The 14,116-nt window shown below is 39.9% G+C and carries 8 protein-coding genes and 1 rRNA gene; 4 read left to right on the forward strand and 5 right to left on the reverse strand.

Features of this window, described 5'->3' with window-relative positions; all coding sequences use genetic code 11:
- The first annotated feature begins 26 nt into the window (after positions 1–26).
- Positions 27–2,429: an OstA-like protein gene (locus ACP6L2_RS16775; protein ID WP_440510406.1), complete on the forward strand. Its 2,403-nt coding sequence runs from the start codon at positions 27–29 to the stop codon at positions 2,427–2,429.
- Between the two features lie 29 nt (positions 2,430–2,458).
- Here ACP6L2_RS16775 and ACP6L2_RS16780 read toward each other — a convergent pair whose 3' ends face one another.
- The 4 genes from ACP6L2_RS16780 to ACP6L2_RS16795 all read right to left on the reverse strand — a co-directional run bounded on the left by ACP6L2_RS16780 (position 2,459) and on the right by ACP6L2_RS16795 (position 6,476).
- Positions 2,459–3,409 carry a hypothetical protein gene (locus ACP6L2_RS16780; RefSeq protein WP_440510407.1) on the reverse strand — a complete coding sequence of 317 codons (951 nt, stop codon included), beginning with the start codon at positions 3,407–3,409 and terminating at the stop codon, positions 2,459–2,461.
- A 190-nt stretch (positions 3,410–3,599) separates the two neighbouring features.
- Positions 3,600–4,160, reverse strand: coding sequence for a hypothetical protein (locus ACP6L2_RS16785; protein WP_440510408.1), 561 nt, complete (start codon positions 4,158–4,160; stop codon positions 3,600–3,602).
- A 36-nt stretch (positions 4,161–4,196) separates the two neighbouring features.
- The gene (locus ACP6L2_RS16790) at positions 4,197–5,177 is read right to left on the reverse strand and encodes a deoxyhypusine synthase family protein (protein WP_344675146.1); all 981 of its coding nucleotides are present in this window, start codon (positions 5,175–5,177) and stop codon (positions 4,197–4,199) included.
- 198 nt (positions 5,178–5,375) lie between these two features.
- Positions 5,376–6,476 (reverse strand): mandelate racemase/muconate lactonizing enzyme family protein, encoded by a 1,101-nt coding sequence (locus tag ACP6L2_RS16795; protein WP_440510409.1) that lies wholly within the window; start codon positions 6,474–6,476, stop codon positions 5,376–5,378.
- Positions 6,477–6,685: 209 nt separating this feature from the next.
- On the opposite strand from ACP6L2_RS16795, the gene gltB reads away from it, so the two are divergent.
- The 3 genes from gltB to ACP6L2_RS16810 all read left to right on the forward strand — a co-directional run bounded on the left by gltB (position 6,686) and on the right by ACP6L2_RS16810 (position 13,342).
- Positions 6,686–11,185, forward strand: coding sequence for a glutamate synthase large subunit (gltB, locus tag ACP6L2_RS16800; protein ID WP_440510410.1), 4,500 nt, complete (start codon positions 6,686–6,688; stop codon positions 11,183–11,185).
- A 15-nt stretch (positions 11,186–11,200) separates the two neighbouring features.
- Positions 11,201–12,670, forward strand: coding sequence for a glutamate synthase subunit beta (locus ACP6L2_RS16805; RefSeq protein WP_440510411.1), 1,470 nt, complete (start codon positions 11,201–11,203; stop codon positions 12,668–12,670).
- Between the two features lie 105 nt (positions 12,671–12,775).
- On the forward strand, positions 12,776–13,342 hold the full coding sequence (locus ACP6L2_RS16810; protein WP_440510412.1) for a non-canonical purine NTP diphosphatase: 567 nt from the start codon (positions 12,776–12,778) through the stop codon (positions 13,340–13,342).
- Between the two features lie 695 nt (positions 13,343–14,037).
- Here the strand turns inward: ACP6L2_RS16810 and rrf are convergent.
- A 5S ribosomal RNA gene (rrf, locus tag ACP6L2_RS16815) occupies positions 14,038–14,116 on the reverse strand; the annotation flags it as partial.

Genomic DNA, 14,116 nt, shown 5'->3' on the forward strand with positions numbered 1-14,116 from the left:
CTAATTAATTGTATATTTTTGCGCTTGTGAGATACCTATTATTACTGTTTCTGAGCTTATTCTGCCTTAGCAGCTATGGACAAGATCCATTAACCCCTCCTCCAGGAGCAGGAGAACCTATGCGTTTGGTTTCTTCTTCCAGTGCTCGTGGTATCAATCAGAAGATTTTTAGAGCCTACAATGCCGTTTATGAACATAAAGGCTCGCAATTGGCGGCTGATTCGGGAGATTATTACAAAGACGATATCGGTAATGAATACTTCAAAGCCATAGGGAATGTAGTTATTACACAACCTTCTGGTACTGTCATTTATTCGAATCGCTTGGACTATAGCGCCTCAAGCCAACAAGCCGTATTAACTGGTAATGTGCGTATGATTGATGGAGAGACCACTTTAACTACGAATTACCTGACATACAATACAGGCAAACAAACCGGTACATATACCGGGGGAGGAAGAATTGTCGGAAAAGGCGATACCATCACTTCTAAGAACGCTTATTACTTTGAGCGTACGAAAGATGCCTATTTCCGAAATAAGGTTATTGTGAGGACGCCAAGTGCCGTTATTTACACCGATACATTGCAGTACAACACCATGTATCGTGATGCTTTTTTCTTTGGACCCACGAATATTAACGGCCGTAAAGGTGAAAAGCTCTATACAGAAAAAGGAAGTTACAATACGGCATTTGGAATTGCCAAATTCAATAAAAATAACCTGTATACTGAAGGCAGTCGTTTCTTAAAAGGCGACAGTTTGTTTTATGATCGGGATAAAGGTATTGGTGAGGCCTTCCGAAATGTTCTTTTCATTGATACTTTAGATAAGTTTTATGCTTCTGGTGAATTTGGTCGTTACTTGGAATCGGACCAATCTATTATGTTGCATACGCGACCACTGATCAAATATGTGGTTCAACAAGATTCCAGCAATAATGATTCTACCGCTACTGATTCGACCTTGGTTAAACCGCTTACAAAGAAGGAAAAGCGAAAATTAGAGAAAGAACAAGAGAAGGTTCAAAAAGAACAAGAGAAACAAGCGGAGAAAGAACGTAAGGAACTTTCAAATCAAGGTATAAAACAAGTGGCAACAGCGCCTCCAGATTCGGTGTTAAGCCCTCCTGTCAAGGACAATATCAAAGTAGATACTGCTTATATGACGGCTGACACGATATTTTCCAAAGTGATCTTGGTCAAGGACTATAAACCTTTGGACCTTAAATTAAGTCGGGATGGAGGTACTTTGGAGACGAGTGAGGAAGTTGATTACGGAGATATTGATGAAGTTGATATTATTTCCACGGGAGATTCGACAAAATTGGATTCTACTTCCTTAAAAACCCCACAGCTAAATCCTGTAAAAAAACAAACACCAAAACAGGAAAAGCCGAAAGTAACAGCTCCTGAAAAGAAGACTCCTCCGAAACCGTTGGATGCAAAACAAATTCAGATTAATACTAAAGCAGATTCGGTATTAAGGCGGACTGCTGTCATGCCTACCGGAAAAGAACAGGATAGTATTATGAAAAAGGCTATCGTAGCTGCCCAATCCGCAGACACGACCATAAAAGATTCTACTGTTCTCTATTCCGATACGGCCAGGACAAGGATTGTGCGTGCCTATTACAATGTTCGTGTCTATAAATCGGACCTACAGGCAGTCTCTGATTCGGTGTATTATGGCATGGTGGATTCCATGTTCCGTTTCATGGGTAAACCGATGATCTGGTCAGATGGTTCTCAAATTTCCTCGGATACCATATACATGCAGATCAAGAACAATAAGATGGACAACGCCTTATTGAAGGATAATGCGTTTATGGTGAATGCCGTAGCAGACACGGTTAAATTTAATCAGCTGAAAGGAAGAAAGATTACGGCCTTCTTTGCCAATAATAATATAGATCGCATCTATGTCGATGGAAATGCAGAGAACTTGGTGTTTACCACTTTTGATAAGACCAATAGAATAAAAGAGATGTTCCATGATCGGAGTAGCAGGATCAAGATTAAGATGGAAGGCAAACAAATCATCGACTACCATTCGATTCATAAGGTAGACCAGAAGATTTATCCCTTTAAGTTTATTACGCAGGAAAATGAAGTGCTTCCGGGCTTTATCTGGAAGCCAGAGGATAGACCTAAATCGGTTGAAGACATGATGAACAGGAAGCGATCAAAATCGCCTACAGTTCCAGATGCTGATGGAGATGGTAAACCTGATCTTCCATCGGAAAAAGGTACATCAAGTAAGCCAACGGAGAAAAAAGAAGTGCCAGTAGAGAAAGGGAAAGAGGATTCAACAAAGAAAATTGAAAAACCTTTGACCCCAATAAAAGAAGCACCAGCAGTAGATACATTACAAAAGAAAGTAAATCCAGTGCTGAAGCCAATGAAGGAAATAGAAAAGGCAGGAAATTAATTCCTGCCTTTTCTATTTAAAACCTTTATCTATTTCCTACGCTTGAAATCATAACCTTTGATTTTAGAATCGGAATATTCAGGTGCCAAATAGGTAATCTCAAATTTCATTTGATCCTTATCAATGATGGTTACTTTATCATTTTCAATGGTCTTTCCTTTCAATTGAACCTGAAACTCACCTATTGTATTTGATAAAGGGATATAAATCCATAAAGCGGTAGTTGCTTCCTTTTCATTCGATTCACTTAGACGCCATTGCAATTTCCCAGCATCTGCATCATTATAATAAATCTCTTGATACGTTTTCATCATTCCTGTTTCCAACAGCTCCATCACCAAGATTACCTTCTTGAAAGAACCATCATTTTCCAGCTCCATTGTCCATGTACCGACCAATTCCTGATGTACTCTTTCCTTTTCCAATGTATTCCAATATTCTTGTCCTTGATCGAAATAGCGTGTTTCAAGCAATTTACCTTTATCATCGTACCGCAAAAGCTCACCATTTATCCTGGCAACTTCAAAGCGAAATACTTCATGTACTTGCTCATTGGGATAGACCGAAAATGCTTTTCCATCAAACAGAAATTCTCCCGGTGCATCCACCAATTCGGAAGCTGTAGTAACAATGGCAATCTTATCATCTTGAATCCCCTTATACTTATATAAATACTTAATTATTGGGGTGTCTTCATACTTCTTATTATCCTCATGATGGTCTCCTGTATTACCCCTATATTCAAAACGTGGAATAATTTCTCGGCCTAAAGTTTCTTTCTCTAGGTAATAGCTCGCCTTGGATTTATCAACTTCCTGAAGACGTTTATCGACATAGATCTTACCCTTTGGACTATACTTACCATATGAAATCCAAGCACTTGCTTCTATATAATCTGTTGATGCTGCTGCCTTTTCATTTAATTGGCATGAAGACAAAAAAGGTAAAAGGATAAATAATTGTATCAGGATATTTTTCATCGCTATTTGTATAAAAGTACTAGACATGATCTTTCTAAATGCCTAAATGAATCTTAATAGATAACGACAAATTACAGGAAAGAGTTTCCAATTAGAGGAATTAACTTATTGGAATTATATAAAAATGGTAAAATAGATATGGAAGGTTTTTGAGAATATCACTTAGTTAAGCTATTTACTAAGTAATTAATTATCCTCCGATAAAACTCTTGAATTCCGTCCAGAAGAGTTTCTTTTTTTGCACATCAGCAAACATTTCTTCAAAGGAGAAGGTATTAAAAACAGTAGCAATTCTGCCATGCATATAGGAGTTATGTGCAATAGCTGGCAAATTTAAGCTAAGGGGTTCTACACCTAGAAGGGTAATTTTCTTTGGCTGGAAGAATGTCATGATTCTTTTCCAATCATTAGGATTGTGTGGATTTGCCAAATTGACTACAGCCACATTATCCGCATTCAATTGTAAAGCTCCAATGGTTTTGAGAAAGGCCTCTTCTGCCTTTGGAGAAAAATAGGGATATTCCGGATAACGTAAGATGAATAAGACTCCCGTGGATTTATCACCTTTAAAAATAAACTCCTCCTGGGTAGCATTAGTTGCTACCTCAGAAGGAGTTTGAATATGATGTTGGATAGGACTAGCGTGAATAACTTCCGTAACTGGAAGTCCTTCTTCAGGTATGGAAAATATAGTCTCCGACAGTAAAGCTTGAAGCGCTACTGGATTCGTCGTATGTAATGGCTTTTCCAATTTAATTGCTAATCCTCTTGATATTTAATAATTATACTATTGTCCTAATACCCACGCAAAAATCAATGGAGCAACGATAGTTGCATCTGATTCCACGATGAATTTAGGTGATTCGGTATCTAATTTACCCCATGTAATCTTTTCATTTGGAACTGCACCTGAGTAAGAACCAAAAGATGTAGTAGAGTCAGAGATTTGACAGAAGTAAGACCAGAAAGGTACATCATGCCACTCTAAATCTTGGTACATCATAGGAACCACACAGATAGGGAAGTCACCAGCAATACCACCACCGATTTGGAAGAAACCTACTCCTTTACCACCTGAGTTCGCACGGTACCACTCCGTCAAGTAAATCATGTACTCAATACCTGTTTTCACAGTATGTACATTTAATTCACCTTTTATCACGTAAGATGCGAAGATATTACCTGTAGTGGAGTCTTCCCATCCCGGTACGATAATAGGAATATTCTTTTCAGCAGCTGCTAAAATCCAAGAGTTCTTAGGGTCGATTTCATAGTATTGTTCTAGGTCACCTGAAAGAACCACTTTGTATAAGAATTCATGTGGAAAATAACGTTCGCCATTAGCTTCTGCATCTTTCCATGCTTTCTCAAGGTGAGATTGCAAACGACGGAATGCTTCTTCTTCAGGGATACAAGTATCCGTAACTCGGTTATAGTGATTTTCTAATAATTCCCATTCGTCTTGAGGTGTTAAATCGCGGTAATTTGGAACACGTTTATAGTGTGAGTGAGCTACCAAATTCATCACATCCTCTTCTAGGTTAGCACCTGTACAAGAGATAATAGCTACTTTATCCTGACGGATCATTTCAGCTAGTGAAATACCCAACTCAGCAGTACTCATAGCACCTGCCAATGATACTAGCATTTTACCACCTGCCGCTAAATGATCTTCATAACCTTTAGCTGCATCTACCAAGGAAGCAGCATTAAAATGAAGGTAGTTTTTCTCGATAAATTGAGAAATAGGTCCTCTTTGTGTACTCATAATAATATATTCTGATAAATCTTCCCAAAGGTACTTATTTAAACGCTAATTTGCGAGGTCCAGTGGGCTACTTTCGCTTCAATAGTTTCTTGAAAATATACAAGAAAAAGATGACTATGATCAGAAGAATGCCTAATATCAAGATCTCAGAAGTACCTAGATTCCAAGTATCGTTGTTTAATTGGAGTAATATCATCATTAAGAAATTGTCCATTTATCACAGGTTTCTAGGAAGTCTGGTGTGATATCAGCAGCGATTCCAGGACCATCAGTTAATTTAATGGAATAACCATCATATTGTATCCCTCCTATAACTGGATCGACTAAGTGCCCAACCATACAGGTGTCTAAATCAAAGAATTTAACATTCGGAGCTGCATAAGCAAAGTGTGCTTTAGCTGCTAATGCTAGGCGACTTTCCAACATGCCACCGATCATACATGGAATATGGTATTCGGCAGCAACAGCTTGAATCTTTAAGGACTCAGCAATACCGGAAGATTTTGAAAATTTGATATTGATGTAATCGCAAGAATCTGTACGACAAAGGCGTTCCGCATCATGATGATCATAAACCGATTCATCTGCCATAATAGGAACAATGGTTTCAGTACGTAACTGTGCAAGCAAGTGATCGTTATAGGTTCGCATAGGTTGCTCACAGAATTGAATCTTCAATGGCTCAAGACCTTGTAAAGCCTCTACAGCCTCTTCGAAAGTCCATCCTTGATTAGCATCAATGCGAATAGGAATATCAAAACCTACAGCTTGACGAATAGCTTTCATGCGAGCTATATCTTCTTGAGGCTTCTTACCAAGTTTAACCTTCAAGGCAAATGCACCTCCATCATGTAAGGCTTTGGCTTTTGTGGCCATCTCCTCTGGAGAAGCTATCCCTAAAGTTATATCCGTAATAATTTCTCGTGGTTTTCCACCTAAGAATTGGTACAATGGTAAATTGGCATGTTTAGCCGCCAAATCATATAATGCCATATCAAAGGCAGATTTGATGGTGTTATTCTTCGCAATGTAGAGATGCAACTCGGCCATTCGTTCCTCAATTGCCAAAGGATCCTTACCAATCCATATTTTAGCAAAGTCCTGCGCAATTGCAATACAGGTGTTTTGTGTTTCCCCAACGATCATTGGAAAAGCGGAACATTCCCCTACTCCATATAAGCCTTCATCGGTTTTAATTCGAATAAAGGTGTTTTGCGCATAATCCATAACGCCAGTTGCAATAACAAATGGCTCCATAGGAATACGCAGTCTATAAATTTCAATTTCTTTGATTAACATAATTCGTTTGTTGGATTAACAAATGTAACGAATGATATTTCAATTATCTAACCATATAACGAAACAAATACAATATCAATTATTAATCAGCGCATAATTTACATTATAATCAATATAATTTAATAATTATTATCATTTTAATAATATTATATGATTTTTATTCATATATTAGCAATCTCAACTTAAGCAATTCTAATTATCAAAATATCATGCAGCAAGAAGGACTATACCATCCCGAATTTGAACACGATGCCTGCGGTGTGGGCTTCGTAGCCCACATTAAAGGGCAAAAGAATCATGCCCAAGTACAAGATGCCTTGACCATGTTGGAAAACATGGAACACCGAGGTGCTTGTGGATGTGATCCAGAATCTGGTGATGGTGCTGGAATCATGATTCAATTACCACACGAGTTTCTGTGGGAAGAATGTATACAATTGGGCATTCAACTTCAGGAACCAGGCTATTATGGTGTTGGTATGCTGTTCCTCCCAAAGGATTTAGAAATGAATTCAATTTGTCGGGATATAATAGTGGAAGCTGCTACTGATAGGAAAATGGAATTTTTAGGTTTTAGAACCGTCCCTGTTAATCGAGAAGGTATTGGTCCAACTGCTTTAAGTGCCGAGCCTGAGATCGTCCAGTTCTTTGTTGCACGGCCACAGGATGTAAAAAATACGGCAGACTTCGAACGGAAATTATATGTTCTTCGACGCCTAATTATCCAAAAAGTAAAAAAAGTACAAGAATACCCTCTCCCACTCTACATCGCCTCTCTATCATGCAAAACAATAATCTATAAAGGTCAGTTGACAACTTACCAAGTTGGAAGCTATTTTACAGATTTAAAAGATTCAAGAGTAGTATCTGCATTCGGATTGGTGCACTCCAGATTTTCAACCAATACCTTTCCTTCATGGTCATTGGCTCAACCTTTCCGGATGTTAGCTCACAATGGAGAAATCAATACTTTAACAGGTAATCTCAATTGGTTTTATGCTGGTGTTCGGGCTTATTCTTCGCCTTACTTTACGGCTGAGGAAATGGACATCCTTTTACCAGTTGTGGATAGAGGACAATCGGATTCAGCTTGTTTAGACAATGTAGTGGAATTACTGTTACATAGCGGTCGTTGCTTAGCTCATGTGATGCTGATGCTAGTACCTGAAGCATGGGATGGCAATGAACAAATGGATCCTTTGAAAAAGGCTTTCTATGAATATCACGCCACACTAATGGAGCCTTGGGATGGTCCTGCTGCACTTTGTTTTACCGATGGCAACATCATTGGGGCAACCCTAGACCGTAATGGTCTTCGTCCTTTACGCTATGCTGTAACGGATGATGACCGCGTTATTGTAGCTTCTGAAGCTGGTGCATTGCCAATCGATGAGTCGACTATTATCAAAAAAGGTAGACAACAACCTGGCAAAATCTTCTTAGTCGATATGGAAGCTGGCAAAATCCTAAGCGATGAAGAGGTTAAAGGTGAATTGATCCGACAACAGCCTTATGGAGATTGGATCAATAAATACAAAATCCGCATGGATGAATTGGCAGAGCCTAGAGTGACATTCACTTATTTGTCGCCAGAGTCCGTATTCAAATATCAACAGTCTTTCGGTTATAGCCGAGAGGATATTGAAACAATATTAACGCCAATGGCATTAACAGGATATGAACCTATTGGCTCCATGGGTACTGATGTACCTTTAGCCATTCTATCCGATCAGCCACAGCATATTTCCAGTTATTTCAAACAATTCTTCGCACAGGTAACCAATCCACCTATCGACCCTATTCGTGAGCGGTTGGTGATGAGTCTGGCAACTTTTATCGGGAATGCGGGGAATATCCTGATAGAAGACCAGAAGTTCTGTCATTGTGTGACCTTGGAGCATCCTATATTGACATCTTCTGAATTGGAGAAACTACGTTCAATTGATACTGGGGTGTTCCAGGCGAAGACTATTCAAAGTTACTTCCGTGCTGATGGAAAGGAAGGCTCATTGGAGGCAGGCTTAGAACGTCTATGCCGCTATGCTGATGATGCTGTTAAGGATGGTTTCGAAGTAATTATCTTATCAGATCGAGCAATAGATTCGCAGCACTGTGCTATTCCATCCTTATTAGCGGTATCCGCTGTCCATCATCATCTCATAAAAACCGGTAATAGAGGAGCTGTAGGCTTAGTAGTAGAAGCTGGTGATGCTTGGGAAGTTCATCACTTTGCCTGCTTATTGGCTTTCGGTGCAACAGCTATAAACCCATATATGGCCCTAGCAAGTATCCGTACCATGAAATCTTCTGGACATCTGGATACGGAATTGAATTGGGAGCAATTGAAAAAGAATTATGTGAAAGCTATCTGCAATGGCTTATTGAAGATCTTCTCAAAAATGGGAATCTCCACTCTTCAATCTTATCATGGAGCCCAAATATTTGAAGTATTGGGAATTGATAGCGAGGTGGTGAATAAATACTTCTGCGGATCAGTTTCAAGGATCGGAGGTCTTAATCTAGATGATTTAGCCCGAGAGGCATTAGCTAAGCATAAAAGAGGATTTGAACATAGTCGAGTTACACAAGAACTCTTGCCAGAAGGTGGTCTTTATCAATGGAAGCGCCGTGGAGAAGGACACTTATGGAATCCTCAAACAGTGCATTTACTACAACAGGCTTGTCGAAATGACGACTATGCATCCTATAAAAAATATGCAAGTCTAATCAATACACAGAAGGAACGTATGTTTACTTTACGTGGATTATTAGATTTTGCAAAACATCGCACTTCGGTTCCTCTTGAAGAGGTAGAACCAGCAGAAGCAATTATGAAACGATTTGCTACTGGAGCAATGTCATTTGGTTCCATTTCTCATGAGGCACACAGCACCTTGGCTATTGCCATGAACCGTATTGGTGCAAAATCCAATACTGGAGAAGGTGGTGAAGATGAAATCCGCTATCAAAAATTACCAAATGGAGATTCCATGCGTTCGGCTATTAAACAAGTCGCTTCTGCAAGGTTTGGGGTTACAGCGAATTACCTGACTCAGGCAGATGAGATACAAATCAAGATGGCTCAGGGAGCTAAACCGGGCGAAGGTGGTCAGTTACCAGGAGACAAGGTAGACGATTGGATAGCTAAAGTAAGGCATTCTACTGCCGGAGTGGGATTAATCTCCCCTCCTCCACATCACGATATTTATTCCATTGAAGATTTAGCACAATTGATTTTTGATTTAAAGAATGCCAATCGGGCTGCTCGTATCAATGTCAAATTGGTATCTAAGGCTGGTGTTGGTACAATCGCTGCTGGAGTCGCCAAGGCTCATGCAGATGTGATACTGATTGCTGGCTATGATGGTGGAACCGGTGCTTCACCAATCAGTTCCATTAAACATGCTGGTCTCCCATGGGAATTAGGTCTTGCAGAAGCTCATCAAACATTGGTGCACAATAAACTTCGCTCACGAGTGCTTTTACAGGCTGATGGTCAAATGAAAACTGGTCGTGACCTGATCATTGCCACCTTATTAGGTGCCGAAGAATGGGGTGTGGCAACCGCTGCTTTAGTAGCTGGTGGATGCATCATGATGCGCAAATGTCATCTAAATACTTGTCCTGTTGGTGTGGCGACGCAAGACCCTGAATTGAGAAAACTATTTTCAGGTAAACCGGAGGATATTGTGAATCTCTTCCGATTCTTGGCCGAAGAAATGCGAGAGATCATGGCTGAATTAGGATTCCGAAGTATTAATGAAATGGTCGGAAAAGCGCAATTCTTAAAAAAGAATGAAAGCATTGATCATTGGAAAGCCAAAAAGATAAGTTTCAATGGCATTCTGCATGTACCGGCAAACGCAAAAGGAGAAAGCCTCTACCATACAGAAGATCAAGACCATGGTATGAGCATGATTCTAGATTGGGATTTATTAAAGGCAGCACAACCTGCATTGGATACTAATACACCAGTATTTGGCACATTCCAAGTCAAGAATACGGATAGAACCATTGGAACATTATTATCCAACGAGATATCAAAACTTTATGGCTCTGAAGGATTGCCTGATAACAGTATCAACTTTAAATTTCAAGGTTCTGCCGGTCAATCTTTTGGCGCCTTTAATACAAAAGGTATTTCCTTCGAACTGGAAGGTGAAGCGAATGACTATGTAGGTAAAGGACTTTCAGGCGCTCAGTTAGCTATTTACCCTGCAAAGGAAAGTAAGTTAACACCCCATGAAAACATGATTATAGGCAATGTATCGCTTTATGGTGCTACCTCAGGGTATTTGTTTATTAACGGAATGGCGGGGGAGCGATTTGCCGTTAGAAACTCAGGTGCTACTGCCGTGGTAGAAGGAATAGGTGATCATGGTTGTGAATACATGACAGGAGGCAGAGCATTAATCTTAGGTGAAACTGGAAGAAACTTCGCGGCAGGAATGAGTGGTGGTATTGCATGGGTATATAACCTCAAAGGAACTTTCACAGATAACTGCAATAAGGAGATGGTAGATTTAGATCCGCTGGATCCAGAAGATGAAACTGCAATTCAAGCCTTATTAAAGCGGCACATCTTATTAACTAAGAGTAAGAGAGCGCAAGAGTTATTAAGTAACTGGGCAACGGAAAAACAGCGTTTTATCAAAGTATTCCCAAGGGAATACAAGAATGTATTATTGAAAAAATTAATCACAGCATAATTGAAGGAATAGATCATGGGAAAACCTACAGGATTTTTAGAATTTGAACGTGCGCTTCCTCAGAAAGATGCTGTGGAAAGCAGAAAACAACATTACCAGGAATTTGTACAACCTTATACCGAGGATCAATTAAATAGCCAAGCTGCCCGCTGTATGAACTGTGGAATACCATTCTGTCATTCGGGTTGCCCCTTAGGCAATGTGATCCCAGAATTCAATGATGCCGTTTATGATGGCAAATGGGAAGAAGCTTATCAGATATTAAGCTCTACCAATAACTTTCCTGAATTTACTGGTCGGATATGCCCTGCCCCTTGTGAAGCGGCTTGTGTGCTAGGTATCAACAAAAGCCCGGTTGCTATTGAAGAAATAGAAAAACACATCATTGAAATTGCGTATAAAAAAGGCTATGTAAAACCAAATAAGAGTTACCTAAAAACAGGAAAACGAGTAGCAGTTATCGGATCTGGACCTTCAGGTTTAGCTACTGCAGCCCAATTAAATAAAGCAGGACATGATGTCGTGGTATTTGAACGGGATGATAAAATAGGTGGTCTATTACGATATGGAATTCCGGATTTCAAGCTGGATAAGAGCGTTATTGACCGTAGGATAGCTGTCATGCAAGAATCGGGTATTGAGTTTCGGACTAATGCAGAGGTGGGGAAAAATATCCATGTAAAGGAATTAGAAGGTTTTGATGCTGTTGTACTTTGTGGTGGATCAACCATCCCTAGAAATCTTAATATTCCAGGGAGAGAACTCAATGGGGTTCACTATGCAATGGACTTTTTAAAACAACAAAATAAACGAATTGGAGACTCAATTATTGAAGAAGAGGAAATCCATGCCAAAGACAAACAGGTATTGGTCATAGGAGGTGGGGATACTGGCTCAGATTGCGTAGGTACATCCAACAGACAAGGTGCGAAGTCTGTCACGCAGTTTGAGCTTATGCCTACTCCTCCTATGGCACGTACCGAAGCTATGCCTTGGCCTACTTATCCCATGCTTTTAAAAACAACCACCTCGCATGAGGAAGGCTGTGATAGACATTGGGGAATCAGCACGAAAGAATTCCTAGGTGATGAAAACGGAAATTTAAGAGCCGCCTTAGTGGTGGACTTAAGTTGGGAGCTTGACGCATTAGGTCGCCCAACATCCTTCCAAGAGGTTCCTGGATCAGAAAGAGAAATTCCTTGCGAATTAGTTACACTTGCGATGGGCTTTCTACATCCACAATTTGAAGGTCTTTTACAACAATTGGGAGTTGAAGTGGATGGCCGTGGGAATGTCATAGCCAATGAAAGTTCCTATCAAACCAATGTCAATAAAGTATTTGTTGCTGGTGACATGCGAAGAGGACAGTCACTTGTGGTATGGGCCATATCAGAAGGAAGAGAATGTGCCAGAAAGGTCGATGAATTTTTAATGGGCACTTCTAATCTGGAAAGCAAAGAAGCTATTTACAGTCAAGCCATTTAATAGATTTTTAGTTTTTATAGGTGCCCTAACATAAAGATGGGCGCCTTTTTTATTTATATCTATTTTCATCCGTAGATATGCTTATTTTTGAGAAAATAACATGCTATGGAACTCATATTTGCGACCAACAATGCCCATAAATTAGAAGAAGTACAAGTCATGGTGGGCAATAAATTTACCCTTAAGTCATTAAATGATATCAGTTGCACCGATGATATCCCCGAAACAGGCGATACGTTTGAAGAAAATGCTAAGCAAAAGACAGACTATTTAATCAAACATTTTCAAGTAAACTGCTTTGCTGATGATTCAGGTTTAGAAATCGAGGCTTTAAATGGCGAACCTGGCGTTTACTCTGCTCGCTATTCTGGCTCAAGAGATATGGAACAAAACATTGATTTAGTGTTAGAAAAACTAAAGAATAGTAAAAACAGAAAAGCACAATTTAAAACTGTTATCTCCCTATTCCTAAATGGTCAGCAACACTTTTTTGAAGGTACTGTAGAAGGAACCATTATCAACGAACGAATAGGAACAAAAGGCTTTGGTTATGACCCCATCTTTATTCCAAATGGGTATGATAAAACATTCGCTGAAATGACTGCAGAGGAAAAGAATGCTATAAGCCATAGATCTATTGCTGTCAGTAAGCTAGTGGAATTTTTGAAATGAGACCGCTTCGCTGATAGATTTGCCCTGCGGGCAGTATTTAGTATATAGTACGGAGTAGTTAGACCTAGTTAGACCTATTGGCTGAAATGAAATATTTGTTATTAAACTAAAACGGGCGGACATTCCGTTCGCTTGCGAACGGAATAAATCCCTTTTCTTCAAGCTCTCTAAGTACCGCCCCTACCAAACGTACAACCAAAAAAGCTTTGTTGTTTTCACTTTAATAGCCGCCCAGCGTAGGGGCAGCACTAAGCGCAGCGGAATGTCTGCCCGTCTTAAAAAATGGTATTAGACATATTGGCGAGATAGTAATTTCGCCATTTCCAACTCAGAGCGAAGCAAAGAGTCTCCTTTCCTCCCCCCAAGAACCCGTCATCGTGCATCCCCGATGCACGAACTACGAACTTTATAAGAAGTAACCGACAGGCAGTACCTTTCCATCAAAACCCTTCGTTAACCATAGGGTCGATGCATGCATCGACCGTCAGAACAATACCATTCAAACGATCAATCAAACCCCTATTATGATCTGATAAAAAAAATAGATTAGATATCGGTCGAAGCATGCTTCGACCCTACGAACAACCGCCGAATACATGTTAGGGTAGGGATGCTCTCGACCATCATAACCGTACAGAAAAAAACATAAAAACAGAAAGGCCCGTCATCTCATCGATGACGGGCCTCCGTATAAAATTAGGCACCGACCTACTCTCCCACCTGTTACGGCAATACCATCGGCTCTGGCGGGCTTAACTTCTCTGTTCGGAATGG

Origin of the sequence: Sphingobacterium lactis (assembly GCF_051951495.1) — a bacterium.
GTDB lineage: Bacteria > Bacteroidota > Bacteroidia > Sphingobacteriales > Sphingobacteriaceae > Sphingobacterium > Sphingobacterium lactis_A.

What these genes read in the sequence shown, in the direction of transcription:
- ACP6L2_RS16780 (WP_440510407.1), bottom strand. Translation starts at nt 3,409, where the DNA reads ATGAAAAATATCCTGATACAATTATTTATCCTTTTACCTTTTTTGTCT.
- ACP6L2_RS16790 (WP_344675146.1), bottom strand. Translation starts at nt 5,177, where the DNA reads ATGAGTACACAAAGAGGACCTATTTCTCAATTTATCGAGAAAAACTAC.
- ACP6L2_RS16795 (WP_440510409.1), bottom strand. Translation starts at nt 6,476, where the DNA reads ATGTTAATCAAAGAAATTGAAATTTATAGACTGCGTATTCCTATGGAG.
- gltB (WP_440510410.1), top strand. Translation starts at nt 6,686, where the DNA reads ATGCAGCAAGAAGGACTATACCATCCCGAATTTGAACACGATGCCTGC.
- ACP6L2_RS16805 (WP_440510411.1), top strand. Translation starts at nt 11,201, where the DNA reads ATGGGAAAACCTACAGGATTTTTAGAATTTGAACGTGCGCTTCCTCAG.
- ACP6L2_RS16810 (WP_440510412.1), top strand. Translation starts at nt 12,776, where the DNA reads ATGGAACTCATATTTGCGACCAACAATGCCCATAAATTAGAAGAAGTA.